26 protein-coding genes and 3 tRNA genes are annotated in these 24293 nt (G+C 62.8%); 15 read left to right on the forward strand and 14 right to left on the reverse strand.

The genetic code is table 11. From position 1 onward, the window contains the following. Nucleotides 1–12 precede the first annotated feature (12 nt). From HDIA_RS13045 to HDIA_RS13060, 4 genes are all read left to right on the forward strand, one after another. Nucleotides 13–1380 (forward strand): nucleobase:cation symporter-2 family protein, encoded by a 1368-nt coding sequence (locus HDIA_RS13045; protein WP_099556566.1) that lies wholly within the window; start codon nt 13–15, stop codon nt 1378–1380. Between the two features lie 229 nt (nt 1381–1609). After that, on the forward strand, nt 1610–2134 hold the full coding sequence (locus tag HDIA_RS13050; RefSeq protein ID WP_099556567.1) for a hypothetical protein: 525 nt from the start codon (nt 1610–1612) through the stop codon (nt 2132–2134). A gap of 214 nt (nt 2135–2348) precedes the next feature. Then, nucleotides 2349–2425: transfer RNA gene (locus HDIA_RS13055), tRNA-Asp, on the forward strand. Nucleotides 2426–2843: 418 nt separating this feature from the next. Further along, nucleotides 2844–3779: a DUF2865 domain-containing protein gene (locus tag HDIA_RS13060; RefSeq protein ID WP_099556568.1), complete on the forward strand. Its 936-nt coding sequence runs from the start codon at nt 2844–2846 to the stop codon at nt 3777–3779. Nucleotides 3780–3792: 13 nt separating this feature from the next. Here the strand turns inward: HDIA_RS13060 and gltX are convergent, their stop codons facing one another. From gltX to HDIA_RS13075, 3 genes are all read right to left on the reverse strand, one after another. After that, a complete protein-coding gene (gltX, locus tag HDIA_RS13065) occupies nt 3793–5157 on the reverse strand; it encodes a glutamate--tRNA ligase (RefSeq protein ID WP_099556569.1) in 1365 nt (454 codons plus the stop codon). Between the two features lie 76 nt (nt 5158–5233). Further along, complete coding sequence (locus HDIA_RS13070) at nt 5234–6919, reverse strand: NAD+ synthase (RefSeq protein WP_245883861.1); 1686 nt, start codon at nt 6917–6919, stop codon at nt 5234–5236. Nucleotides 6920–7086: 167 nt separating this feature from the next. Further along, complete coding sequence (locus tag HDIA_RS13075; RefSeq protein WP_245883862.1) at nt 7087–7524, reverse strand: NUDIX hydrolase; 438 nt, start codon at nt 7522–7524, stop codon at nt 7087–7089. A gap of 360 nt (nt 7525–7884) precedes the next feature. Between HDIA_RS13075 and HDIA_RS13080 the strand changes: the two genes are divergently transcribed. From HDIA_RS13080 to HDIA_RS13095, 4 genes are read left to right on the forward strand one after another with little or no spacing between them, the layout of a single operon-like run. Continuing rightward, complete coding sequence (locus HDIA_RS13080; RefSeq protein WP_197708025.1) at nt 7885–8178, forward strand: hypothetical protein; 294 nt, start codon at nt 7885–7887, stop codon at nt 8176–8178. After that, complete coding sequence (locus HDIA_RS13085; RefSeq protein ID WP_099556570.1) at nt 8175–8852, forward strand: SDR family NAD(P)-dependent oxidoreductase; 678 nt, start codon at nt 8175–8177, stop codon at nt 8850–8852. Before HDIA_RS13080 ends, HDIA_RS13085 begins: the two co-directional genes overlap by 4 nt. Continuing rightward, nucleotides 8852–10147, forward strand: coding sequence for an ANL family adenylate-forming protein (locus HDIA_RS13090; protein WP_099556571.1), 1296 nt, complete (start codon nt 8852–8854; stop codon nt 10145–10147). Before HDIA_RS13085 ends, HDIA_RS13090 begins: the two co-directional genes overlap by 1 nt. A 3-nt stretch (nt 10148–10150) precedes the next feature. After that, nucleotides 10151–10837, forward strand: a complete 687-nt coding sequence (locus tag HDIA_RS13095) for a GNAT family N-acetyltransferase (protein ID WP_099556572.1) — start codon at nt 10151–10153, stop codon at nt 10835–10837. Here the strand turns inward: HDIA_RS13095 and HDIA_RS13100 are convergent. The 3 genes from HDIA_RS13100 to HDIA_RS13110 all read right to left on the reverse strand — a co-directional run bounded on the left by HDIA_RS13100 (nt 10794) and on the right by HDIA_RS13110 (nt 13537). Beyond that, nucleotides 10794–12218: a hypothetical protein gene (locus HDIA_RS13100; RefSeq protein ID WP_099556573.1), complete on the reverse strand. Its 1425-nt coding sequence runs from the start codon at nt 12216–12218 to the stop codon at nt 10794–10796. The genes HDIA_RS13095 and HDIA_RS13100 overlap by 44 nt on opposite strands. A 473-nt stretch (nt 12219–12691) precedes the next feature. Beyond that, nucleotides 12692–13090, reverse strand: a complete 399-nt coding sequence (locus HDIA_RS13105) for a hypothetical protein (protein WP_099556574.1) — start codon at nt 13088–13090, stop codon at nt 12692–12694. Between the two features lie 372 nt (nt 13091–13462). Beyond that, nucleotides 13463–13537, reverse strand: a tRNA-Asn gene (locus HDIA_RS13110). A gap of 162 nt (nt 13538–13699) precedes the next feature. Here HDIA_RS13110 and HDIA_RS13115 point away from each other — a divergent pair. From HDIA_RS13115 to HDIA_RS13130, 4 genes are all read left to right on the forward strand, one after another. Further along, nucleotides 13700–13963, forward strand: coding sequence for a hypothetical protein (locus HDIA_RS13115; protein ID WP_245883863.1), 264 nt, complete (start codon nt 13700–13702; stop codon nt 13961–13963). A gap of 217 nt (nt 13964–14180) precedes the next feature. After that, nucleotides 14181–14254 (forward strand) — tRNA-Cys (locus HDIA_RS13120). Nucleotides 14255–14535: 281 nt separating this feature from the next. After that, the gene (locus HDIA_RS13125; protein WP_099556576.1) at nt 14536–14871 is read left to right on the forward strand and encodes a glycine zipper domain-containing protein; all 336 of its coding nucleotides are present in this window, start codon (nt 14536–14538) and stop codon (nt 14869–14871) included. A gap of 16 nt (nt 14872–14887) precedes the next feature. Then, nucleotides 14888–15325, forward strand: a complete 438-nt coding sequence (locus HDIA_RS13130; protein WP_099556577.1) for a hypothetical protein — start codon at nt 14888–14890, stop codon at nt 15323–15325. A gap of 24 nt (nt 15326–15349) precedes the next feature. On the opposite strand, the gene HDIA_RS13135 is transcribed toward HDIA_RS13130, so the two are convergent. The 7 genes from HDIA_RS13135 to HDIA_RS13160 form a co-directional block, all read right to left on the reverse strand. Next, entirely contained in the window at nt 15350–16408 is a 1059-nt protein-coding gene (locus HDIA_RS13135; RefSeq protein WP_099556578.1) for a sensor histidine kinase, read from the reverse strand. A 2-nt stretch (nt 16409–16410) separates the two neighbouring features. Next, the gene (locus tag HDIA_RS13140; RefSeq protein ID WP_099558882.1) at nt 16411–16824 is read right to left on the reverse strand and encodes a response regulator; all 414 of its coding nucleotides are present in this window, start codon (nt 16822–16824) and stop codon (nt 16411–16413) included. Between the two features lie 29 nt (nt 16825–16853). Continuing rightward, a complete protein-coding gene (locus HDIA_RS13145; RefSeq protein WP_162292642.1) occupies nt 16854–18431 on the reverse strand; it encodes a sensor histidine kinase in 1578 nt (525 codons plus the stop codon). A gap of 67 nt (nt 18432–18498) precedes the next feature. After that, nucleotides 18499–19671: an AI-2E family transporter gene (locus HDIA_RS13150; protein ID WP_099556580.1), complete on the reverse strand. Its 1173-nt coding sequence runs from the start codon at nt 19669–19671 to the stop codon at nt 18499–18501. Next, nucleotides 19671–19817 (reverse strand): hypothetical protein, encoded by a 147-nt coding sequence (locus tag HDIA_RS25665; protein WP_173796228.1) that lies wholly within the window; start codon nt 19815–19817, stop codon nt 19671–19673. Before HDIA_RS25665 ends, HDIA_RS13150 begins: the two co-directional genes overlap by 1 nt. A gap of 191 nt (nt 19818–20008) precedes the next feature. Then, nucleotides 20009–20941, reverse strand: a complete 933-nt coding sequence (locus HDIA_RS13155) for a sensor histidine kinase (protein WP_157775600.1) — start codon at nt 20939–20941, stop codon at nt 20009–20011. Between the two features lie 167 nt (nt 20942–21108). Beyond that, entirely contained in the window at nt 21109–21903 is a 795-nt protein-coding gene (locus HDIA_RS13160; protein WP_099556582.1) for a response regulator, read from the reverse strand. Nucleotides 21904–22068: 165 nt separating this feature from the next. On the opposite strand from HDIA_RS13160, the gene HDIA_RS13165 reads away from it, so the two are divergent. Both HDIA_RS13165 and HDIA_RS13170 read left to right on the forward strand, forming a co-directional pair. Then, entirely contained in the window at nt 22069–22284 is a 216-nt protein-coding gene (locus HDIA_RS13165; RefSeq protein WP_099556583.1) for a NepR family anti-sigma factor, read from the forward strand. Beyond that, nucleotides 22281–22844: a sigma-70 family RNA polymerase sigma factor gene (locus tag HDIA_RS13170; RefSeq protein WP_099556584.1), complete on the forward strand. Its 564-nt coding sequence runs from the start codon at nt 22281–22283 to the stop codon at nt 22842–22844. Before HDIA_RS13165 ends, HDIA_RS13170 begins: the two co-directional genes overlap by 4 nt. Before the next feature lie 6 nt (nt 22845–22850). Here HDIA_RS13170 and HDIA_RS13175 read toward each other — a convergent pair whose 3' ends face one another. Beyond that, nucleotides 22851–23222 (reverse strand): response regulator, encoded by a 372-nt coding sequence (locus HDIA_RS13175; protein WP_099556585.1) that lies wholly within the window; start codon nt 23220–23222, stop codon nt 22851–22853. A gap of 102 nt (nt 23223–23324) precedes the next feature. On the opposite strand from HDIA_RS13175, the gene HDIA_RS13180 reads away from it, so the two are divergent. Next, nucleotides 23325–24092 carry a Crp/Fnr family transcriptional regulator gene (locus HDIA_RS13180; protein ID WP_099556586.1) on the forward strand — a complete coding sequence of 256 codons (768 nt, stop codon included), beginning with the start codon at nt 23325–23327 and terminating at the stop codon, nt 24090–24092. Nucleotides 24093–24293 lie beyond the last annotated feature (201 nt).

A 24293-nucleotide genomic window follows, 5' to 3' on the forward strand; every position in this document is an offset into this window, starting at 1 on the left:
GCGGGGTGAGCGATGGCGAACAACTCAGACGGCGGCCTTGGTCTGATCTACGGCCTTGATGACAAACCGAATGTACCGACGAGCTTCCTCGCCGCTTCCCAGCATATCCTCGCCTCGATCGTCGGCATCGTCACGCCGACGCTGATCATTGGCGGCGTTCTCGGGCTCGGCGAGCATATTCCCTACCTCATCTCGATGTCGCTCTTCGTCTCGGGCGTTGCGACCTTCATCCAGACCCACCGGGTCGGACCCGTCGGCTCCGGCCTCCTGAGCCTTCAGGGCACCAGCTTCGCCTTCCTCGGCACCATCCTTGCGGCCGGGTTCGCCGTGAAGAACAACGGCGGGACGCCGGAAGACATCCTTGCCATGATTTTCGGCATCTGCCTCGCCGGCTGCCTTGTGGAAGTCGTCCTCAGCCAGTTCATCGGCAAGCTGGAAAGGATCATCACCCCGACGGTGACGGGCATCGTCATCACCGTCATCGGCCTGTCGCTGGTGAAGGTCGGATTCACCGACCTCGCCGGCGGCGCGACGGCCAAGGCGCCCGAGTTCGGAAGCCTGGAAAACCTCCTGCTTGGGGCGGTCGTCGTCGCCGTCATTCTGGCCTTCAGTTTCAACAAGAACCCGACGCTGCGCATATCGGCCGTGCTCATCGGTCTCGTCGTCGGCTTCGTCATCGCGGCGATCCTGGGCAAGGTGAATTTTGCCAATTTCGGCAACGCCCCGCTCTTCGCCGTGCCGATCCCGCTGAAATACGGCCTCAACTTCGACCTCGGCCTCTTCCTGCCGATGGCCTTCCTCTATCTCATCACCGCCATCGAGACGACCGGCGACCTGACCGCCAATTCGGTGATCTCCAACCAGCCCGTCTCCGGCCCGGTCTACATGAAGCGCATCAAGGGCGGCGTCCTCGGCGACGGCATCAACTCCGGCCTCGCCGCCCTCTTCAACACCTTCCCCAACACCACCTTCAGCCAGAACAACGGCGTCATCCAGATTACGGGCGTTGCCAGCCGTCACGTCGGGCTGTTCGTGGCCGGCATTCTGGTCTTCCTCGGTCTCTTTCCGATCATCGGATCGGTCTTCACGCTGATCCCGAAGCCGGTGCTCGGCGGCGCGACGCTGGTGCTCTTCGGCTCCATCGCGGTCGCCGGCATTCGCATCCTGTCCAGCACCTCGATCACCCGCAAGAACATCTACGTCATGGCCGTCGCCTTCGGGCTCGGTCTTGGCGTCTCGCTGGTCCCCAATGCCTTCGACCAGTTGCCGGCCCTCGCCAAGAGCGTGCTCAACGCACCGATCACGATCAGCGGCCTTGCCGCCATCCTGCTGACGGCGGTTCTTCCCGAAGCCGAACCGGTCGCGGAACCGGCTGAATAGAAACCGAAAACGGGCACAAAGAATTGATCCCGCTTTTGCCTCGGCGGAAGCGGGATTATCGCGCCAGCATCATCCCGGCCGCGATATTTATCCGCGCCTTTTCTCTCCCCCCATTCAATAGTCATTCAGTATTTCGACGGTTTCCGCCGCCGCCAGCGAACCTGCGTTTGACCCGCCCGACTAAATTGCTAGTCTTTGAGCGGGGCAAAAACGATCGAGGCCGGAGACCATGGCATTTGATCTTCACGCCAGCGGAACCGGCGGGTTTCGCTACAGCCGTCGCGGGCTCGATCTCGGCGACGTCTACGAAATCGCCAACTGGTACGATCGCCTCAACACCCTCACCGAAGGCCCCCGAGCGCTGGTCGAGAGCGAGATCACAGGCGCGATCTCACCCGACTCGCCGCTTCAACAGGCGCTGAATGCCGAAGGCATGATCATCGGGATGCGGCTTCTGCGCGATTCCGTCGACATGATGCTCGCCGGCAAGAACCCCGTCCTGGTCACCGTCTGCCCGCGCCAGTCGCACACGCTCTGGCCGGATTCGGGCACCAATTTCAGCGGCTGGCTCAATACGCTGGACGGCTCTCCCGGCTACTATTTCCTCGTGGACGTCACCCCGGCCCTGGAATCGGCCGGCATGAAGAATTTTGGGGTGCTGGCAGCATTGGCGGCAACCTTCGCCGAATATTCCCTGCGCGGCCGCGCGTCGTCCGGCGGCGAGCATCAGATCCTGATCCAGTTGTCGCAGTGAGGACCGCCGCCGTTCGCCCCTCAAGCACTGGATCCCTGCCGTTCTTCCGGGCGCCCACCTCATGCTCACCACCCGTTGCCGAGAGCATGATCAGGCGTTTTTCAAGCGCGCATGCTGGATTGAAAAAAATCTGTCACGGAGTGCTTGACTAGGACCCGCCCTTGTCATACTCAAGCGCCACGCCAGCGGCGAGAGCGGCTCGGCGGACCAAAGCGGGGGTGTAGCTCAGTCGGTTAGAGTGCCGGCCTGTCACGCCGGAGGTCGCGGGTTCGAGCCCCGTCACTCCCGCCATTTTTCTCTTAAGATCAAAACGTCATGACGAGACGCTCACAAATTGGGTGAGCGTTGCGACTAGGTATGACTGGCCCCGTTTGGCCGGGCGAATCGCACCGTCTCGCGTGTCCCGACGGCAAGCCAAGACAAGCGCCCACCCAGGGTTCCAGCAGTCCGATCGGCCATCCGCAACAAGGCGCCGTCGCCTGCCGCGGCAAGCGTTGCAGCATCGTGCAATCCGAACAGGCCTCCGATTGGCGCTTTCGCCCATAAGGCCGCGCGTCCCAACTGCCTGTTAACGTCGTTTTCCAAAAGATCGCCCGATTCCGGCAACCGGCGAAGGATCCGGTAAACGGATCTGCTAAAATTCTCGCGATCGGCCAGGCCAGACGGCACCGGCCAGCAACAGCATTATCGATCGCGGCGTTTTCAATCCATGGCCCTGTCTCGTGTCCTCAGCAAACCGGTTGGCGGACTTGCCTTTTTCGGCGTTCTCGTGCTTGCGGCTGCGACAGGCCTGCCGGGGAGCGCGCTCGCCGCCACCGACTGTGCCGCGCTGAAGCGGGCGCTCTCCCGGCCGGTGACGTCCGTCGCAAACTCGACTTATGGCCGCTACGCGGAACTTGCCGATCGCCAGGCAGCGGAGTTGCAGTTCGCCGAGCGCCAGTCGCAACAGGGCCGCTGCGAGACCGGCAATCCCGATCCCCGCTGCGGCGCGCTGATGCCAACCCTGCGCAAGATGCGCAAGAACCTCGCCTATCTGGAGGAGCGGCGCGACAGGGCGGCGACCGGCAACGCGCGCCTGACCCGCGCCGATCTAGAGGCCGCCTATTTCAGGGCCGGATGCGACCGTCAGGACCGGGGGATCGAAACCGCCGAGACGCTGACGACGCCGGCGCCGGGCCTGCGCAGCACGGCCAAGATCATCAATGTCGCGACAACGCCGCCCGACCAGATGGATGCGTCCGAAGTTCAGGGCACGCGCGTTGACCTCAGCTATTTCGGCGGCGGAGCCTATCGCACGATCTGCGTGCGCATGTGCGATGGCTATTTCTTTCCGCTGAGCTTTTCGACGACCAGATCGGGCTTTGCCGGCGATGCCAATCTCTGCCACCAGAAGGGCAGTCAGTACCACCTCTTTGCCTATCGCAATCCGGGCGAGGATCCGGCCGACGCGATATCGGTCGCGAACGGCGAGACATACCGCAGTCTGCCGCACGCCTTTGCCTACCAGTCGGAACGGGCCCCCGCCTGCGAGACCGGCGAAACGGCAACGGACGCAAAGCCTTTCCAGGATAACAGCCGCTCGTCGGTCGCGCCGGAACTGACGCCGGGCTTTGAAGAGCCGCCGAAGCTTCGCAGCACGTCCTGAGTGGCGGGGCGGATCATACGGGCTTCAGCCGCGCGTGGGCCTGCTCGCGCCCGATGAGAGGCAGGAGACCGGCAAGCTCCGGTCCATGCTCGCGGCCGGTCAGGGCCAGGCGGAGAGGCAGGAAAAGCGCCCGCCCCTTGCGCCCGCTCTCCTTGGCAAGAGCGCCCGTCCAACTCTTCCACGTTCCGGCGTCATAGGGCTCGTCGGGCAGCAGTTCGGCAGCCATCGCAAGAAACGGCTCGTCATCGACGGCCGCAAGGCGTTCCACCGGTCCGGTCACCACCTTCCACCAGTCGGCAACGTCGGCGAAGGTGTCGAGATTGCCGGAAAGCGCCGCCCAAATTTCGGGCTTCGCCGGCACGCCCAGCGTCTCCATCCTGTCCTTGACCGCCTCGAACGGCAGGTCTCGCACGATCCGGGCGTTGACGGCCGCAAGATCGGCCTCGTCGAAGCGGGCTGCCGAACGAGAGGTCGCCGAAAGGTCGAACCCTTCGGCAAGATCGTCGAGCGCGCGGATCGGCTCGATCGCCTCCGAGGTCCCGATCCGCACCGCGACCACATCCACGGCCTGCGGCTCCAGCCCCTTCGCCCTCAGCGCCTCGACGGAAAGCGCGCCCTTGCGCTTGGAAAGCCCTTCGCCATGGACGTCGGTCAGGAGGTTGTGATGGCCGAAGGCAGGCACGGTGCCGCCGAGTGCGCGGAAGATCGCAACCTGCACGCCGGTGTTGGTGACATGATCCTCGCCGCGGATGACATGCGTCACGCCCATGTCCATGTCGTCGATGATCGAGGGCAGTGTATAGAGAAAGCTGCCATCCTCGCGCACCAGAACAGGGTCCGAGAGCGAGGCGAGATCCACCGAAAGCGGTCCCTTGCAGAGATCTTCCCAGGTCACGTGCCGCTCGGACGCGCCGCTGTTCTCGCCGTGCCCCGGCAGAAGAAAGCGCCAGTGCGGGCGCCGGCCTTCGGCTTCAAGCCGCTCCCGGTCTTCCTGCGTCAGTTCCAGCGCAGCGCGGTCGTAGATCGGCGGCTGGTTGCGCATGCGCTGACGCCGCCGCTTCAACTCCAGTTCGTCCGGAGATTCGTAGCAGGGATAAAGCAGGCCCCGCGCAATCAGGTCCGCCTTGACCTCGTCGTAGCGTGCCATCCGCTCCGACTGGCGATAAACCGCATCCGGATCAATGCCGAGCCAGTCGAGATCGACCGCGATGCCGTCGGCAAACTCCTTTTTCGAGCGCTCCCGGTCCGTGTCATCGAAACGCAGGATGAAACGCCCGCCGTTCTTGCGGGCAAAGAGCCAGTTGAACAGCGCCGTGCGGGCGTTGCCAATATGGATATGGCCGGTGGGGGAAGGCGCGAAGCGGACGGTCACAGTCATGTCGCCGGTCTATCCTGCAATGATGCGCCTTTCAACGGATTCGCCAGTCTGGCACGCCGCATGGCCGCGTCAGACGTCAGCCCCTGTCGCGGAAGCGGTTGGTAATCGGATAACGCCGGTCGCGACCGAAGTTCTTCTCGGTGATCTTGACGCCGGGCGCCGCCTGCCGGCGCTTGTACTCGGCGATGTAGAGAAGATTTTCGATCCGCCGCACGATGGCTTCGTCGAAGCCGCGCGCGACGATCTCGGCGACAGACGCTTCCTCCTCGACCAGCCCTTCCAGGATCGCGTCCAGCATGTCGTAGGGCGGCAGCGAATCCTGGTCGGTCTGGTTTTCGCGCAACTCGGCCGTCGGCGCCTTGTCGATGATCCGCACCGGGATGACCTCGCCGCCCGGCCCGTCGATCCCCTCCGGCACCCGGGCATTGCGCCAGCGCGCGAGGCGATAGACCTCGGTCTTGTAGAGATCCTTGATCGGATTGTAGCCGCCGTTCATGTCGCCATAGAGCGTCGCGTAGCCGACCGAGACCTCCGACTTGTTGCCCGTCGTCACCACCATTGAGCCGAACTTGTTGGAGATCGCCATCAGGATCGTGCCGCGTGTGCGCGACTGGAGATTTTCCTCCGTCGTGTCCGGCTGGGTCTCGGCGAAGAGACCCGAGAGAGAGGAAAGGAAGCCTTCCACCGGCTCCGCGATCGGGATCGTGTCATAGCGGACACCGAGCGCTGCCGCGCAGGCCTGAGCGTCCTCAAGGCTGTCGGACGAGGTGTAGCGATAGGGCAGCATCACGCAATGCACCCGCTCCGGCCCCAGCGCGTCGACGGCGATCGCCGCGCAGACGGCACTGTCGATGCCGCCGGAAAGACCGAGCACGACACCCGGAAAACGGTTCTTGTTGACGTAGTCGCGAAGGCCCACGACGCAGGCGAGCCAGTCGGTCTCGTCCGAGCACAGCGGCTCGGCGCAGGCATTGCCCTTGCCCGACCAGACCCCGTCCGCATCCCGGCGGTAGGTGACCGTCGTGACCGTCTCGGCAAAAGCCTGAAGCTGGAACGCAAGCGAGCGGTCCGCGTCGAGGCCGAAGGAGCCACCGTCGAAGACAAGCTCATCCTGTCCGCCGAGCTGGTTGACGTAGAGGATCGGCAGGTCCGATTCGACGACGCGGGCAACCGCGATCTGCAGGCGGATTTCGTGCTTTTCGCGCGAATAGGGTGACCCGTTCGGCACGATCAGCATCTCGGCGCCGGTCTCGGCCAGGCACTCCACGATTTCCTCGCCCCAGATATCCTCGCAGATCGGAACGCCGATCCGGATGCCCCGGAAAGAGATCGGTCCCGGCATCGGGCCCACATCGAACACGCGCTTTTCGTCGAAGACGCCGTAGTTCGGCAGGTCCACCTTGAAGCGCACGGCGCTGACCTCGCCCCCGTCGAGCAGCGCCACGGCGTTGTAGAGGCCCTCGTTCTCGCTCCATGGCGAACCGATGAGAACACCCGGCCCGCCGTCGGCCGTATCGGCGGCAAACGCCTGCACCGCCCGCTGGCAGGCGGCCACGAAGGACGGCTTCAGAACGAGATCCTCGGGCGAATAGCCCGAGATGAAGAGTTCCGTGAGCACGAGAAGATCGGCGCCGTCGGCCGCCGCCTTTTCCCGCGCCTTGCGCGCAAGCGCCAGATTGCCTTCGATGTCGCCGAGAACGGGGTTGAGCTGGGCGATGGCGATGCGCAACTCGTTTGCGGCGCCGGTCATGCTGTCGGGCATGGAAACTCCTGGCAAGGACGGCCGGACCTGCTGTCGTGGAGGACTTCGCAAGCGCCGGCCGGAACATCGTACAAGATGCGACGATCAATAGCTCTTGTCCGAGCCCGGGCGCAATCGCAAGACCATCGCGATGGCATCGGTCAATCGAAACGGTTTGAAAGGTGAAATCAGACCAGTCGGCGAATGAGGGCCGCAAGCAGCGGCTCATCGATCAGGAGCGCTGCATCCTCGGGCGAGAACCAGCGCGCCTGTCGCTGCTCCTGCTCCGGCCATTCCAGGCAGTGCTCTGCCACCTCAAGGGCGTAGACATCGACATCGACCAGCGCGAACTGGTCCGAAAGCCGCTTCCAGTAACGGTATGTGCCGACGGGCTTCTTGGAAATCCGGCCTTTGACGCCGGCCTCCTCGAAAGCCTCGATCTCCGCGGCCAGATGGTCGGGCTTGCCCTTCATCTGCCAGCCCTTGGGAATGACCGGTCGCTGGGTTTCTCGCGAGGAAATGAGCAGAACCCGCGGATTGCCCGATTCGTCATGGCAGATCGGCAGCGCGGCGACCTGCCGCCGCATCGTTTTTGGCGCGAGTTTCTTCTTTGCCTTCTTCTTCACGAAATCTGTCCGGCTACGGGCATGTCTTTTCCAAACCCGACACGTTCGACAAGCCGCCTCCCTTGCAATGGCCGCCTCGGCGGAGAAGACGCATGAAACCAGTGCCACCGAGGTGACAGAGTGAAGAAAATGAAGCGCGTTCTCTGCCGTTCAAGAGAGGCAGCCAGCACAGCCCGTTCAAATATGTAGTATCCCGTATCATGTCATACGAGAATCTGCGAGAGATGAACAACGTTATCAACCGTTTGAGGACGGCATTGTTCCGTGTCAGCAGCAGGTCCCTTGTTCGCTCGTCGCCGGACACATAACGTTACGCGCGACAATATTCTCGAACGACAAGAACGAGCCGGCGAAAGCGCCATGAAAACACCTGCGGAAGCCGCCGAATTCATCACGGCCTTCATTGCCGAGGCCTTTGCCGAAAGCGGAATCAGCGCGTCCATCGCGCCGGACATGGCGCTCATCGGTGACGACAGCAATCTCGATTCGCAAAAGCTTGTCGAACTCTGCCTTGCGCTGGAAGACTGGGCCGCGACAAGCGGATTCGAGTTCGACTGGACATCGGAAGCCGCCATGTCCCGCTCGCAGAGCATGTTCCGCTCCGTCGCCAGCCTGGCCAAAGAGGTTTCGGAGCAGTCGAAGGCGGCGGCATGATCATCGTCACGGGTGCCAGCAGGGGCCTCGGCCTTGCGATTGCCGAGCGTCTGGCAGGCCACGGCCACGAGATTCTCGGGATCGCGCGCCAGCCGGGCGACCTGCCCTTCGAGGCCATGGCCTGCGATGTCTCGGTCCATGACGACGTCAAGGCCGTCGCACGGCTTCTGAAGGAGCGGCAGGCGACCGTCGACGCCGTGATCAACGCCGCCGGCATCGCGTCGATGAATCTCGCCGTCTTCATGCCCGAGACGATCACCCGCCGGATCGTGGAGACCAATCTGCTCGGCACGATCTACTGCTGCCAGCTTCTGGCGCCTTTGATGATGCGAAAGAAGCGCGGCACCATCGTCAATTTCTCCACCATCGCGGTCGCCCTCGGCCTCAAGGGCGAGGCGGTCTATGCCGCTTCGAAGGCGGGCGTCGAAACCTTCTCCAAGGCTTTCGCCCGGGAAATGGCCGACTTCGGCATCCGCGTGAACTGCATCGCCCCCGGCCCCATCGCAACCGACCTCATCAAGGGCGTCGGCAAGACGCAGATCGACCGGATCGTCGGCGAGCAGGTGATCCCGAGACAGTTCGAGCCCTCCGACGTCTGCGATCTCGTCGAACTGCTCCTCGATGACCGCGCCGCTTCGATCAGTGGCGAAGTGCTCCATGTCGGCGGCATCTGATGGGGCTCGTCGACAGTCTTGCCGCGCGCTGGGCCGACAATGAGGCGCCCTTCCTCATCCACCCGTCTGGCAGCCTCGCCTTCGCGGACCTGATCGCAGCGCCCGCCGACGGCCTCGAAGCCATAAAACCCGGCGAGGTCGTTGCGCTCGTCGGCGATTTCGACCCGCGATCCATCGCGGCGCTGCTGCGGCTCTTCGATCGCGGCGCGGTCGTGGTGCCGCTGACCAAGGAAACGCGGGCTAGCCACGACTATTTCTTCCAGGCCGCCCATGTCGATGCCGTCATCGAGGATGGCAAGATTACCCGGCTCAAGACACCGGAGCCCCATCCGCTGATCGAGCAGCTGAGAGCGGAGGGCCACGCCGGCCTCGTGCTCTTTTCCACCGGAACGACGGGGTTGCCCAAGGCGATCCTGCATGACATGGCGCTGTTCCTGCGCCGCTTCGAAACGCCGCGTCCGACCCTGCGCACCCTGAGTTTCCTGCTCTTCGACCATATCGGCGGCCTCAATACGCTGCTTCACACGCTGTTCAACCGGGGCGTCGTCGTCGCGCCGCCCGCCCGCACCGTCGAGGCCATCCTTTCAGCCTGCGCCGAGCACCGGGTCGAACTGCTGCCGACGAGCCCGACCTTCCTGCGCATGATGCTGATGAGCGGCGCCCTGCCCGGCCGCGTTCCGGCCTCGCTGAAGGTCATCACCTACGGCACCGAGCGCATGGATCAGCCGACGCTGGACGCGCTGTGTGCCGCCCTGCCCGACATCGACTTCCGCCAGACCTACGGCATGTCCGAACTCGGGATCCTGCGCGTCAAGTCGGAGGCGCGCGACAGCCTCTACATGTCCATCGGCGGCGAAGGGGTCGAAACCCGCGTCGAGGGCGGGTGCCTGCAGATCCGCTCCGCGTCCCGCATGCTCGGCTATCTCAACGCCCCCTCGCCCTTCGACGCGGACGGCTGGTACGACACCGGCGATATCGTGGAGGAGCGCAGCGGACTTTACCGGATCACCGGACGCCGCGGCGATGTCATCAACGTCGGCGGGCTGAAGTTCATGGCCGCAGATGTGGAACGCGCCGCCATCGACTTTCCGGGCGTTTCCTTCGCCCGCGCCCGGGCCCGCGACAACCCGATCACCGGTCAGCATGTGGAGCTGGACGTGCAGCCCCGAACGCCGGAAAGCTTCGATCTGAACGCATTCCGCATGCATATGCGCGAGCGTCTGGCGCCGCACATGCAGCCCAAGCGAATCCGCGTGGCCGACATCCCGGTCGGCCACCGGTTCAAGCGGACCTGAGACATGGATCATCTCAAGGCCCTGAAATCATTGAAATGCACCACGCTCGAAGAAGCGGAACGGTGCGGCCTGATCATCCGCGAAGACGGCGGCGATGAGATCGGCCGGCTGGTGCCGATCGGCCCATGGATCCTGTCCCGACCGGACCTCATCGACCTGATGACGGACTGGCGCCGCAACGCGATGCGCTTCTTCATGTCCCGCTTCGAGGCCTCAAGCGAGAGCATGGCCTGGTATCTTCGCACCCTGTCGGTTGGCCAGGACAACCGTCTGCTGTTCCTCATCGAGGACCCCGCCGGACGCTTCGTCGGCCATATCGGCCTGTCGGGCTGTGATGGCCAGAGGGCCGAGATCGACAACCTCATGAGAGGCCTCAGCGGCGGGCACCCGCAACTCGTTCCCTGCGCCGAGCGAACGCTTCTCGATTGGTGTTTCGGCGTGTTGAACCTTGAAAGCCTCAACCTCAAGGTCCTCTCCTACAACTTCGTCACCATGAACCTTCACGCCCGCTTCGGCTTCCGGGAGACGCGGCGTCTGCCCTTGCGGCGCTACGAGAAGGACGGCAAGACCGAGCATGACGAGGTCGATGAGGCGGAGGCGAACGTCGATTACCGATGCGTCGTCATGGAACTTGGCCGCGGCGACTTCACGAGGCGGATGACAGAACCTGCTCCTCAAGCCCGGCCATGATGGCCTTGTAGAAAAGGTCGCTGTCGTAGAGTTCCCTGGCCTTTTCCGCGATCGGCCCAGCGAAGCTCTGGCGATAGGCCTCCTCCTCGTAGTAGCGCTCGATCCCGGCAAACATCGCATCGAGATCGTCGAAGGCGAAGGCATCGCCGAGCGCGTCATAGACATCGCCGAATTTCAGCGTGAACGTCGGCTTGCCCGCGCGGGTGGCCTCGGCCGCCGCCGTTCCGCCGCCGCCGCGCGGCGGATTGAGGTTGAGCGCGGAAAAATGATAGAGCGCGCCGAGGTCCCTGATCGTGTCGAGCCCGAAAATCCCGACATTCGCATCCATCAGCTGGTTGGCGCGATCGCCGGCAAGGACAAAGCGCGCGCCGGTCTTCTTGTGGAAGGCGACCATCCGCTCCTTCAGCTCCGGCGTGACCTCCTGGTGCAAGCGGTTGCCGACAATCGCCACATAGGGCTTCTGTTCGGCGACGCGCTTCAAGGCCTCGTTGAGCTTCGGATTGGCGATGTAGAATGGCACCGGATAGGGCAGCCGCGCAATCAGCGGAGCCATCGGCTTGATCGGCTTCCGGTCCTCCGTCGACAGGGCCGTGTTCCACATGCTCTGCGTCACCGCAGGGCGAAGATGGGGCGAATAGAAGGTTGCCGAGAGTTGCGGCAGCCAGACGCCTCCGATCACGGAGGCATAGCGTTCCGCCAGCGGATCGTGGCCGCCGATGCTCATGATGAAATCCGGCGCGAACTCGGCGATTTCCTCGTCGAGCATCCGGACATCGTCGCGGTTGAAGGGATTGTTGACGAGGCGCAGCAGCGCAAGGCCGTCCTCGAAGCGGAACTGCTCCCTGACGCCCTGGACGATGTTGAACGTCTCGTCGTGGTAGTTGTAGATCGAGGCAAGGCCGGTCCCGATGACCGGCGGAAACTGGAACTTGAAGGGCTTGGGATAGGTCAGCGACAGGGACCGGCACATCATGCCGGTGTAGAGCACGAAGACCTCATGGCCGTTGCGGCGGAACATGTTGCCCATCTCGACCAGGAACCGCGTCGGCGCGTGCTTGGTGTTCTTGATCGCATTGCCCGAAAGCAGGACCCGCTTCTTGCGCCCGTCCTTCTTCCGCCGCTGCTCCGTCAGCCTGGCGCTGAAGTCGCCAACGCCGAATTCCCCGATATACTGGCTGCAGATCGCATCGTAGAGGACGTTTTGCGCACCGATCAGCTCCTTGTTCTGGTTCAGGAACCAATAGCGATGGAGCTGCCAGAAGATTTCGTTTTTCGTCTCCGCTTCGCTGAAGGCAAGGGCGAGTTCGACGACCCTTTTTCCCTCCATCCGCCCGCCGGACGCCTCGAGCTGCTTCATGGCCTCGTAGAGCTGCTGTCTCATTGATACCTGTATCCTTGGCGGCTCACGAGCCCCGATTCCTGTCGGGCATGCCGATGGGACCGAAAAAAGTCGTCAATCAGGGAAACGAGAAACTGGCGGCCGGGAACGGCACCATCCGAAAGACGTGCGATCGGCACAGTCTAACGATTCGGTCGCGACGACGCATCCCGCGCCATCTCTCTTCGAAAGCCCTGGACCGGCGAACTTTGAGGGATGGACTACCCCCGGATCGGCCGTGTCCGCTGCCCCGGACAGGACGTTGACTTTGCCCAAGCTCCAACGTCAGGCCGATCAAGACTTATCGCGTCCGAACGAAGCCTCTCGACTGTCACGATCTTGAATATAGCGGTGGAAAAATGAAACTGGCTCCCCTTCATTTTTCGTTATCGAACCAAGTGCCTCGCGCCGGAGCCTGACTTCCCACGCGTCCTTGAAGATGTTTGGGGGCTTCGTCTCGCGGCCTGATAAGAATCTTATCTTGGCAGGCGCCAATCTTTTCGGTTTTCCATCGCATCGTTGCCGAGCCCCAGACCTTTGCCCGCGTGCGTCTCACCGGTCGATCCGCCAAGATCGAAGCCGGGCCGGTCAAAGTCTTCAGAAGTCGGCGTCGGCGCTGACTTTTTTGTCTTGGGCGATGGCTCCTTCAGCGTTTCGGCAACTGGCTCGATACCGCCTTTGACGCCAGAATCGCCAGCTGGTCTACGATTGGCCGGGTTGTCCTTGTATTCATCAACCTGGACACCTTTACCGTCCAGGCTTTGCCCAGGCAGTCTTTGCGCCTTGTCGCGATTGCTGAGAATGTCGTTCTTCCTCACCTTTTCATCGTCGAATTCAGTTGTCGCGCCGGTACCACTGCTTTGTCCTGCTGACATCTTACCTACTCCGAATAGCTCCGCATGGATTGCGGTGCTTAACAGAGGTAAACGCTCAACTTCGACGAAGGTTCCGATATCGCGCGCACTGCAAACGGCCGGTCATCGCGATATCGCGATGGCTATTACCCCCCGATTGCGCCGAGTGGAGTTGGAGCTTCGCAGGGTACGGGTCCCAATTATCGGCATGAAAAGCACACCCTTTCACAAACGGGAGAGTGTCCATCAAACTGCGGGAAATCCGGATGACGAGGCGCTGGAATGGGTGCGCAACGCACGTTCCGCCAGACGTTTGACATGCTTGCGGAAACGATCACTGGTTCCAGCGAAGAACTTTTCGCCTGGAATGATTCTGCGCTCACTTTGAAAAACTGGCTCCCCGGGCAGGATTCGAACCTGCGACAACTCGATTAACAGTCGAGGGCTCTACCGCTGAGCTACCGAGGAATGCCGTGGGCGAGCGTATAGCAACGGGACGAACGCTTGCCAAGCCCCTTTGAAGTAGAATTTCAGGCCACCGGAACCCTGGCCGTGAAACGGCCTTATGATCATGGCGTTTAGGGCCTGAGACCACTGTCGGCCCTGACCCGGCGAAGTGAAAGAACCAACGTGAGAAAGACCATCCGCATAGCCGGACGACGCATCGCCCTGCCCCATTCCCCCTTGCTGCGGCGGGGCCTCGGTGCTGCGATGATTGCCGGCGGGGCGCTCGGCTTCCTGCCCGTCCTGGGCTTCTGGATGATTCCCGTCGGGCTGGCGATCCTCTCGATCGATTCACCGAGGGCGCGACGGATGCGGCGCCGGCTGGAGGTTGGCGTGGTCCGGCGCTACCGCCGTTTCCAGGCCGGACGCGAACGCGATCGCAAGCAGTGACCGGGTGCGACCTGCCCGCCCGGCCTCGAACACGGCCCGATTGCAGCGCCGGCAACCCATCGCTGCACGAAAGTCGCCTGGCACGAACGAAGTTCAGGAAATCTAAAACAGTTTGGGGCAACATCACGGTCGCCTGATCTTGGGTGTTGAGCGAGGGAATGCACTCTGCTATTGGATGCGCGCCGCTCGCAGCAACGTCTTCGGCGGACATGAATGGGGCCACGTGGCGGAGTGGTTACGCAGCGGATTGCAAATCCGTCTACGGGGGTTCGATTCCCTCCGTGGCCTCCATTTCCTTCTTCAAAATATCCCTGTCCCCCGGTGGCAATGTGCCGTGGCCGGCGCGGGAACTTTCCTCGAAAATCCGCGTTCTCAATTCAAGGTCATCGTGGCGGCGTCGCGACCATGTCGCAGCCTGGGCAGTTGGGCAGTTCCCCAATTCCAGGCGAAAGCGCCGGATGCGTTGAATCAATGACACCCGTGAGCATTCGCGGTGAAGATGCGCGCCACCGACATCAAATGGTCTGGTGACGCCAACCGGCATCATTTCAATGACGGAAAAGGAGAACGGGATGGCCACGACCACACAGCAGACCGGAAAGAACGGAACCGCGGCTGCCAGCGCCGAGGATATCGAGGCGCAGATCACCCAGCTTCGCGAGGATATTGCCGCACTGACCCGTTCGGTCGGGAATTTCGGTGCCGCCAAGGCCGATGGATACAAGGCGAAGGTCAACTCGGCCGCAAGCGACGCCATGGCCGCCTCGCAGACGGCGGTCAATGCCCTTCGTGCGGAACTCGAAGGCGCGGAGAAAACCGTGATCGACCAGGTGCGCGCCAAGCCGCTCCAGGCCATCGGCATAGCGGCCGCCGCCGGTTTCCTGCTCGCCGTCCTGTCGCGGCGGTGAACCGGTGATATCGCGATTGGTACCGCTTGTTGCCGCGCTTCTGACAACGGACGTGGGCGCGGTCAAACGCCGGGTCGAGCGCAAGACGGTGGTCTATGCGCTCGTCGCGGTGCTGCTGCTCACCGCCTATGCTGCCGCGGTGACGGGCGGCGCTATCCTGCTGGCCGCGGACTATGGCGCAGTGGCCGCCGCCTTTCTGGTGGCGATCGCCGCGCTGGTCCTAGCCATGCTGCTGATCGCGGTCAACATGATGATCGATCGCCGCGACCGCAGGCTAATGCTTCAGAGGCAGGCCCAGGCGCAGCCGATTCTCGCCAGCGCGATGGCTTCACTCCTGCCGTCCGTGATGAAGTCGCCGCTTCTCAGCATCGTCGTCTTCGTCGGCGCGGCGGCCTTCTTCATGGCCAACAGCAGCTCCGGCAAGGACGGCGACAGCGGCGACGGCCAGGCCTGAGGACATAGACGCCGGGGCTTCCTGCTACAGCGGGAATTCCACGACGACATGAGTTCCGACATCCACCGGCTCGCGGCCGACGGTGGCTTGCATGTTCACCGCCATCGCATCGACGATCTTGCTGCCGATGCCGGTGCCCCGCACGACGGTCTGCTCCGTATACCCGATACCGTCGTCTTCGACAGAGACCCTTGCCCTCTGGTCGTCGACGGCCGATAGCCGGACACGGATATCGCCGTCCTCGCCCTCGCGATAGGCATACTTGAACGCATTCGTCACCAGTTCGGAGACGATCACGCCGAGCGAGACGGCCTTGTCGGTCGAAATGGAAAGGCCGCCGGGCAGATAGACGATCGGATGGGACTTGTGCTGGCCTTCCAGTGAGGCCTGCAACTCGCCGAGAAGATTCTTCAGATAGTCGTCAAGCTCGACGGAGCCCACGTTGCCCGAGGTATAGAGCCGGCGATGCACGCCGCCGACGGCCGAAATGCGCGCCTGGGTCTCGCGCAGCGCCTCGACCGCGCCGGGGTCCTTCAGTGTCGCGGCCTGCATGCGCACCATCGCCGCCACCAGCCCCAGGCTGTTGGCTACCCGGTGATTGACCTCGCGCAGCAGGATTTCCGCCCGGTCGCGGGCCTCGCGGATCGCCCGCTCGTTTTCCCGCTGCATACGCCTCAGCCGGGCCCGCTCGACCGATTGGGAGATCGCCGCGTCGAGAAGATCATAAAAATCCTCCGAAAGATCCTTGATCACATAGTCGTCCGCGCCAGACTTGAGGGCGAGGACCGCGACCCGCACATCCGAATGACCCGTGACATAAATGACCGGCGGGCGTTCCGACCTCGGGCCGAGACGCTGAAGAATATCGAAGCCGGTCTCGCCGGGCATCTCGTGATCGAGCGCGATCACATCGAAGATCGCATCGCCGAGAAGGGCCAGACCTTCGTCGCCGCTGACCGCATGCACGACCGACCGCCCCCGGCGTTGCAAGGTCTTTTCGACCAGCCGTCCGAAGGCACTGTCATCGTCGATATAGAGAACACGGACCGTCTCCGGGGCGTCATCCCCGCCGTTCTGCTCCACGGTTACTCCACCTCCGGCAACTTGATCACGGAGAGGAACAGGCCGAGTTGCCGAATGGCGTTGGCGAAACTCTCGTAGTTGAGCGGCTTTGTGATGTAGACGTTGGCGCCGAGATCGTAGCAGCGTTCGATTTCGCGCTGGTCATCGGTCGTGGTCAGCACGATGACCGGCGAGCGGCGGGTGTGCTCGTTGCTTTTCAGGCGTTCCAGGATCACGATCCCGGTCATATCCGGCAGGTTGAGGTCGAGCAGCACCAGACAGGACGTGCCGACGATGGTGCGTCCGCTGCCATCCGGGCCGAAGAGGTAGCTCATTGCATCCGTGCCGTTCTTGAACGCAACGATTTCGTTGTTGACGCCGGCTCGCCGGATGTTCTTCTCGATTAGCCGGGCATGCCCTTCATCGTCTTCCACCATGACGATGGTGACCGGCGTTGGAATCCTGTTCAACCGTTCTGCTCCTGTGTCTCCGGACGGAGGCGGCGTGCAATCTCTATTTTGAACTTAGTACCGCTACGCCCGTCGGAATCCAGAGAAATATCACCACCGAGACGACGGACGAGCGAGCGCACGTGCGCAAGGCCGATCCCTTCGCCCGGTTTGTTCTGAACGCCCGAGCGGCGGAAAAGTTCGAAGACCCGCTCCCGGTCGTCGGGCGAGATGCCGCGCCCATTGTCCTCGACTTCGAAAAACGCTCGCGTCCCCCTGGCAAAGCCACGGACGACGATCTGGCCCGGCCGAGAATCGTCGAGGTATTTGAGCGCATTGTCGAGAAGATTGGCAAAAATCTGCTGCAAGGCCAACCGGTCGGAAATGACGTCCGGCAGCTTGCCCTCGACCCTGATTTCCGCCCCGATTTCGCTGAGCTGGTGACTGATCGTCAGGATGCATTCCCCCACCAGATCGCCCATGGCGATCGCCTCCGGCTTGAGCTGCCGCCGGCCGAGGCGCGACAGTTTCAGGATCTCGTTGATCAGGCTGTCCATGCGCGTCATCGACGCCCGGATGAACCCGATCGCTTCCGGCAGGTCCTCATCGATGGCAAGCTGGAGATCGGGGCCGACCGGATCGCTCGTGTCGACCGGATGGCGCTCGATATACTCGCGGATGACGCCGGACGCCGTCTCGATCTCGCCGGTAAAGCCCATGATGTTGACCAGCGGCGCCCTCAGATCGTGGCTGACGATATAGGCATAGCGCTGGACCTCGTCATTGGCCCGCCGCAGATCCTTCGTTTTCTCGTCGACCCGGAGCTCCAGCTCGGTGTTGAAGGTTTCAAGCGCGGTATTGGCATCCGCGACGGCTCGTCGTGCCCCTTCCAGCTCGCGCGTGTGTCGCAGGACAAGCATCAGCGAGCCGCTGAGAAGGATCAGCAACATGATCGCGCCCGAAATCGTCAGGAGAATGAGCACCTCGATGCTCCGCCCCATGGCATAGGCTCTGGCGGTATGGAAGGTGGCGACGCGCACGCGGAACTGTTCCACCCAGTCGCGCGACCGCTCCATCAGCTTCTGCCCGACGTCGGTATTGAGAACGGACATTGCCTCGTCGAAGCGTCCCGATTGAGCAAGATCGAGCGTCCTGTCGAGTTCGCCGAATTTCTTTTCCGCGATGATGTTGAGCTCGCCGACATTGGGAATGCCGGAATCGTCGGGCAGGAGGCCCACTTCGGCGGAAAGTGCCTTGTAGACCGACTGATAGCGCGCCTTGGCGTCCTTGTAGGGTTCCAGATAGGAGGCTTCGCGCGTCAGGAGGTAGCCCCGCTGGCCCGTCTCGGCATCCACCAGAATTGTCAGCAGCACCTGAACCTGGCGGCTGATCTCGTCAGCCAGAAAGGCGTCCTTGGCCAGTTTCTGGGTCCGGTCGGTATAGTAGAACGTGGCAATGACAATGGCCGTCAGAACCGCGCCGGCAACCAGCATTGCCGACGACACCACACGCAGGAAACGCTTGTCGATCGTTTTCAAATTCTCGGTTCCACTCTCATCCGGCTCGCCGAGGTCCGGATCGCCAGCCTCCGTCATGTCTTGTCGCTGCCGGCAAGGCGAACAATTGCAGGCACTTCGCGCCAACTCAAGGGCTTGCGGGGCATCATGGCAGACCCGTTGGAGCGATCTGGAGCTGCTGTCCGGTTGCAGAGGCCTGCGATGGCCGCCCTTCCCCGTTTCGCGGCAGCGAGTGCTGCAGGATGACATGCAGGATCAGCAGCGAGGGAATCGCCACGAAACCGCCAAGCGGCCCCCAGAGCCAGAGCCAGAACACGATCGACAGGAAGATCATGAACGGATTGATCGTCATGGTCAGGCCGAGGACATGGGGCGTGACGAACTGCGTCTCGATAAAGTGCAGACCGAGATAGACGGCCGCCGGCAGCAGCGGCGCCGCGGCAAGCTCGGGCGAGACAAGGCCGACCCCGATCAGCACGACCGCCATGACGGCCGGGCCGAGGTAGAAGATGTAGTTCAGGATACCGGCCAGAAGCCCCCAGAGCAGCGGCGCCGGCACGCCCAGGAGCCACATCGCAGCCGCCGTCGCGGCGCCGAGGCCGATGTTGATCACCGTGATCGAGAGCAGGTAGCGCGAGACGAGAAACTCGACATCGCGGAAGATGCGCGCCACCCGCCAGCGCACCCGGCGGGAGAAACAGAGCGACAGGACAGCCGTGCGGAACCGCGAGCGCGTCGCGAGATAGAAATAGAGGCCGGCGACGAAGATCAGCGCTTGCGACAGGATCGCCGGCGCGGCCGTGGCAACCGTCGTCACCGCCGTGGAGTCCTCGACCTTGACGGCGAGCACCTTCGAGCTTCCGACGATTTCCTGAATCTGCTGCTGCAGCCCCGACAAGGAGCTGAAAAGGCTCTTCCACGAGGCGAGATACACCTGCAGGCGCGTCCAGGCATCGGGCAACCGGTCGACCCATTCCGACAACGGAACGGCAAAGCCGGTGGCGACGACCGTGACGAGGCCAATCAGGAGCAGAACGACGACAAGGGCGGACAACCACGTCGGAACGCCAAACCGTTCCAGCCGGTCGGCGATCGGACCGAGCATCAGCCCGAAGACGATGGCGAGAAAGATCGGCGCCAGGATCATCTTTGCCAGGCTGAGGGCAATGACCACGACCACCAGCCCGACGACCGCATTGGAAAACCGCGAGGCATAGACCGAGGCTGCGTCGAGGTTGGATCGCGGCGCCAGCCGAAGCGCGGGCATCCGAAGCGCGCGCGACGACCAGTCGGCCTTTGCCGTCACGGGTCGGTTCATCAGTTCTGCTCGATGGAAACGCCGTCGCGCCCGACGGAAATCGAGACGCCATCGGGCTGCTTGTTATCGCGGTAGACCTGATATCCGAGGGCACCGATGCCAAGAGCCAAGCAGACGATAACACCCAACAGGATCTGGCGGTTCATGCTTTGCTCCCCCTCTTTCATCGCGGTCTATGACCGCCGTTCAGAATATGGGACATCAACGCCGGCCCGGCCGACCGGTTCCACGATCGGATGAACAATCATCCGATCCGGCGAGCGCATGTGAGCGCCAGTGGGTCGTATTCTGGATTGCCGATGGCTGTCACGCGCGGAGCGGGCCGAGGAATGGGCTGTCAGACAGGGATGTCCAGAAAGTAGCGGACGCCCAGCGCATTCACTTCGTAACGGGCTGTTCCGTTGACCGACGCCGGCACGACTTTGCTGAGAACGACGCTGCCAAAGCGAGACGCCTCCATCGCGGACGCGGGAGGGTTGTCGGCGATGTCCTCGACCGGCATTTCAATCCACTCGATCTGCAAATGGGACTGGCCGTTCGTCTTGACCAACTGCGAGGAAAGACTGATCCGGCGCATGCCCTCACGGACGTTGCCATGATCGATGGCATTCATCGTAAGTTCGTGCAGCGCCAGGCCGACGTGGAGAGCCGCGACGGGGTTCAGCAGGACATCGTCGCCACTCAGCGATGCCACCTCCAGGCTGGTGGGCAGATACTGCATCACCTGCGTGTTGACGAGATCGGAGAACATCGCCCCCTGCCAACTGCGCTCGGTGACGAGATCCTGGGAATGGGACAGCGAATAGAGACGCCCGCGGAACTTGCGCAGGAAGTTATCGACCCCGACCTCGTTCCGCGCTGTTTGCGCCGCGATGCTGTGCACGACCGCCAGAAGATTCTTGGACCGATGACTGACTTCGAGCAGGAGATCGGCCAGCGCCCGCTCCTTGCGCCGATCCTCGGTGAGTTCGCGAATGGTCGTCACGGTCTGCGTGCCTGCGGTCGGCGTGCTCAGGGCCTGCACACGGAACTCGAAAATGCGCCCGCCCCGCGTTTCGGCTTCCATCGACGCGGTCTGCTCCTGCCCGTCCCTGACCGTCAGCTTGAGCGCCTTGAGACGCGACGCAATGTCTTCGCCGAAGATGGACGGATCGCTTGGCTGGTCTCCCGCGGCGATCGTCCAGGCGTCAGGCAGGTTCGAGATGAAAATAAAATCAAGGGATTCGTCCTGCAGCATCACACTCGCGCCAGACGCGATCAGCGCCAGCATGAAGTAATCCTGCAGCTTGTCCTTGCTGAGATTGTCGCGATGCCACGTCAGCCGGTGCACGTCGCCGTACTCCAGTATCTACTTGCGCATTCAGCCGGCGGCTCGATCACCAGAAGTTCAGCCCAAGTCTGCCCAGCCTCAAGAGAATGCCCTGTTCCGGGAATTGATCAGGCCGCCGCGGCGGCCTGATCGTTGAAGAAGAGAGCCTGACTGATCAGAGCCTTCACCATGTCGGGGTTGAAGGGCTTGGTCACCAGGAAGGTCGGTTCCGGCCGCTCGCCGGTGAGCAGCCGCTCGGGAAACGCCGTGATGAAGATCACCGGCAGGCTTTCGACCGCCAGGATTTCGTTCATCGCGTCGATGCCGGAACTGCCGTCCGCCAACTGAATGTCGGCCAGGATCATGCCGGGGCGCGTGCGCTTGAAGAGCTCCGTCGCCTCGGCATGGGTCCGGGCAATGCCGGTCACCCGATGACCGAGATCGAGCACCATCTGCTCGATGTCCATGGCGATAAGCGGTTCGTCCTCGACGATCATGATGTCTGTGGAGACCTGCCGGGAGATTTCATGCGCGGCTGCGTCGAGCAGCTGCCCGAACTCCGCTTCCGTCGCTTCCAGGATCTCCGCGGCTTCCAGCGGAGAGAACCCCTCGACGGCAATCAGCAGGAAGGCCTGGCGGCTGCGGCTGGAAAGCTGGGCCAGGTTGGCGACCGCCCTGCGCTCCCAGGCATAGGGCGAGGCGCTCGGATCGACCTCGATCGCGGCGGAGCCGAAGATCTTGCAGAAGAGCTTGTAGACGGCGATCCGGTCGTTGGACGATGCCGGAAAGATCGACACGTCCGCGATGAGTGCCTCCAGCATTGCCGCCACATGGGCGTCGCCCGACGTCTGGGACCCGGTTACCGCGCGAGCAAAGCGCCGCAGCAACGGCAGATGCGTTACAATTCTGGCGGACAACGACATTCGATACCCTCACCTTTCGGAAAGGCGCACGGAAGATGCGCCGGAAACAGAAATCCGAGGGGAAAATGCGCCAGCGCAAAAAAAGTTGCACCCCCTCCGAACTTTTTTTGCGCTGGCGCATTTCAGGCCGGAGACTTTGATTTCATGGCAAGCAGGTTTGGATCAATGACAGACACTTCGCAGGCAGCCGGGCAAGTCGCCGGCTCGGAAGCAAGGCCAAAGGATGCCCCCGGTTCGGCCGAGACCAACGGGGCAATTTCGCGCAAGCTGCGCGAACTTTACCAGACCGTTCAGGACGAGGGCGTACCCGACCGCTTTCTCGATCTCCTCGACAAACTCGACGCGGCCGAACGTCTCGCAGACAGGGAGCGGCAGAAATGAGTGAAACTGTCAGCGATCCCCACGCCTTCAAGCGCGAACTGCTTGCGGCCATCCCCGGCATCCGCGCCTTCGCCGTCTCTCTGGCCGGCAGCTATGACCGGGCCGACGACCTCGTTCAGGACACGATCCTGAAAGCCTGGGACAAGCAGGCGAGCTTCACGCTCGGCACCAACATGAAGGCGTGGCTCATCACCATCCTGCGCAACGACTTCTACAGCAAGATGCGCAAGCGCGGACGCGAGGTGCAGGACAGCGACGGAGTCTTCACGGAGCGCCTGGCCGTTCACCCCGCCCAGCACGGCTCGCTCGACCTCGACGACTTCCGCACGGCTCTTGCCGAGCTTCCTGAGGATCAGCGCGAGGCCCTGCTCCTCGTCGGCGCCTCCGGCTTTTCCTATGAAGAAACAGCTGAAATCTGCGGCTGCGCTGTCGGCACGATCAAGAGCCGCATCAACCGGGCCCGCACCCGTCTGCAGGAACGCCTCGGCATCGAGGCGGAAAGCGACTACGGGCCGGATGCCTATACGGCTGCCATCACCCTGACAGGAGCGATAGGCTGACCGCCCTCAGCCCGGTTTCAGGCGTCGCCTCACCGCGTCCTCGATCGCCCCCCGCATTTCTTCCATTTCGTAAGGTCGCCCGATCACCGGCACGTCGCCGATGATCGCGGTGCCGCTCGGCCACTCTCCGAAGGTCGTGGCGATGATGACGGTGTGATTGTCGGCAATCAGTTGCTCGATCGCCTCCAGAACTGTCCCTGCCGTCAGCCCCAATCCCACGAGAATGAGATCGAACGAGCGGACGCAGGCCGACAGAAGTGTATCGAGCGGACGGATCTCGACCGAGCACGTCAGAAGCTGATCGAGAATATACTGCGCCTCGAGGGCGACCAGATAATCGTCGTCCGCGACGAGACACCGGAACGGGCTGCTTCGCATGAGGGGACCTTCCACCGAAACAGCATAAACACGCCTTCTCGACCGGCATTGTCATTTAACAATGACATGCCTGTCGTTCTTTATGGGCATGGGGAATGGAAAATGACCGTCGTGAATGGAAATCACTGCACGATCCGCACATCCTGCACCGATTGCCCCCTGCACGCCCTGGAAGGGTTTCGCCCGTTCACGCCCGACCAGCTGTCCTTCATCTCGCACTTCAAGGTCGGCGAATTCACCGCCAATGCCGGAGCGACGATCCTGGTCGAGGGCGCGCACAGCGCCCATCTCTTCACCGTGCTTGAAGGTTGGGGCTTTCGGCACAAGGTTCTGGACGACGGCCGGCGCCAGATTCTCAACTACGTGCTTCCGGGCAGTCTCGTCGGCCTGCAGGGCAGCCTTCTTGGCGAAATGCAGCATTCCGTCGAGGCACTGACGCCGATGACGCTCTGCGTTTTCGAGCGCGACCGGATCGACGAGCTCTTCCGCAATCATCCGGCACTCGCCTATGACGTCACATGGATCGCGGCGCGCGAGGAACGAATTCTCGACGAGCATCTCCTCAGCATCGGCCGGCGCTCCGCCCTGGAGCGCTCCGCCTATCTGCTTGCCGCCCTTGCCGAACGCTCTCGCGTGACCGGCCAGTCGAAGACCAAGAACGGCGACCCGGTGCATCTTCCCATCACCCAGGTCCACGTCGCCGACACGCTCGGCCTGTCGGTCGTCCACACCAACAAGACCTTGCGCAAGCTGGCCGATCGCAACCTCATCCGCTGGCTCGACCGGGGCTGCGAGGTGCGCAATGTCACAACCCTCGCCGAGGTTGCCGGTTGGGAACTGCCGGAGGAATTCGGCCGCCCATTCCTCTAGGCTCTGTCGAAAATCCGATCGATCTCTCGCGTCCAGTCGCGGCGGCGTCCAACGCCGATCAGCGTTCATTTATGCATTTCACGCAATTCTGAAATCTGAGTCATGTCGATAACGCATGGGGATGTGGATTTCGGGGCACATTTTTTCATCGTGCCCGTCTTGAGGCATTTGCGCAAAACGAACACGCTGGACTTGGGCTCC

The sequence above is a fragment of the Hartmannibacter diazotrophicus genome (assembly GCF_900231165.1).
GTDB lineage: Bacteria > Pseudomonadota > Alphaproteobacteria > Rhizobiales > Pleomorphomonadaceae > Hartmannibacter > Hartmannibacter diazotrophicus.

Coding starts and splice junctions, on each gene's coding strand:
- HDIA_RS13145 (WP_162292642.1), bottom strand. CDS start 18,431: ATGACGGAGGCTGGCGATCCGGACCTCGGCGAGCCGGATGAGAGTGGA.
- HDIA_RS13160 (WP_099556582.1), bottom strand. CDS start 21,903: ATGTCGTTGTCCGCCAGAATTGTAACGCATCTGCCGTTGCTGCGGCGC.
- HDIA_RS13095 (WP_099556572.1), top strand. CDS start 10,151: ATGGATCATCTCAAGGCCCTGAAATCATTGAAATGCACCACGCTCGAA.
- HDIA_RS13085 (WP_099556570.1), top strand. CDS start 8,175: ATGATCATCGTCACGGGTGCCAGCAGGGGCCTCGGCCTTGCGATTGCC.
- HDIA_RS13175 (WP_099556585.1), bottom strand. CDS start 23,222: ATGCGAAGCAGCCCGTTCCGGTGTCTCGTCGCGGACGACGATTATCTG.
- HDIA_RS13050 (WP_099556567.1), top strand. CDS start 1,610: ATGGCATTTGATCTTCACGCCAGCGGAACCGGCGGGTTTCGCTACAGC.
- HDIA_RS13045 (WP_099556566.1), top strand. CDS start 13: ATGGCGAACAACTCAGACGGCGGCCTTGGTCTGATCTACGGCCTTGAT.
- HDIA_RS13060 (WP_099556568.1), top strand. CDS start 2,844: ATGGCCCTGTCTCGTGTCCTCAGCAAACCGGTTGGCGGACTTGCCTTT.
- HDIA_RS13070 (WP_245883861.1), bottom strand. CDS start 6,919: ATGCCCGACAGCATGACCGGCGCCGCAAACGAGTTGCGCATCGCCATC.
- gltX (WP_099556569.1), bottom strand. CDS start 5,157: ATGACTGTGACCGTCCGCTTCGCGCCTTCCCCCACCGGCCATATCCAT.
- HDIA_RS13105 (WP_099556574.1), bottom strand. CDS start 13,090: ATGTCAGCAGGACAAAGCAGTGGTACCGGCGCGACAACTGAATTCGAC.
- HDIA_RS13180 (WP_099556586.1), top strand. CDS start 23,325: ATGACCGTCGTGAATGGAAATCACTGCACGATCCGCACATCCTGCACC.
- HDIA_RS13150 (WP_099556580.1), bottom strand. CDS start 19,671: ATGAACCGACCCGTGACGGCAAAGGCCGACTGGTCGTCGCGCGCGCTT.
- HDIA_RS13125 (WP_099556576.1), top strand. CDS start 14,536: ATGGCCACGACCACACAGCAGACCGGAAAGAACGGAACCGCGGCTGCC.
- HDIA_RS13080 (WP_197708025.1), top strand. CDS start 7,885: ATGAAAACACCTGCGGAAGCCGCCGAATTCATCACGGCCTTCATTGCC.
- HDIA_RS13100 (WP_099556573.1), bottom strand. CDS start 12,218: ATGAGACAGCAGCTCTACGAGGCCATGAAGCAGCTCGAGGCGTCCGGC.
- HDIA_RS13170 (WP_099556584.1), top strand. CDS start 22,281: ATGAGTGAAACTGTCAGCGATCCCCACGCCTTCAAGCGCGAACTGCTT.
- HDIA_RS13155 (WP_157775600.1), bottom strand. CDS start 20,941: ATGCTGGCGCTGATCGCGTCTGGCGCGAGTGTGATGCTGCAGGACGAA.
- HDIA_RS13140 (WP_099558882.1), bottom strand. CDS start 16,824: ATGGTGGAAGACGATGAAGGGCATGCCCGGCTAATCGAGAAGAACATC.
- HDIA_RS13165 (WP_099556583.1), top strand. CDS start 22,069: ATGACAGACACTTCGCAGGCAGCCGGGCAAGTCGCCGGCTCGGAAGCA.
- HDIA_RS13090 (WP_099556571.1), top strand. CDS start 8,852: ATGGGGCTCGTCGACAGTCTTGCCGCGCGCTGGGCCGACAATGAGGCG.
- HDIA_RS25665 (WP_173796228.1), bottom strand. CDS start 19,817: ATGAACCGCCAGATCCTGTTGGGTGTTATCGTCTGCTTGGCTCTTGGC.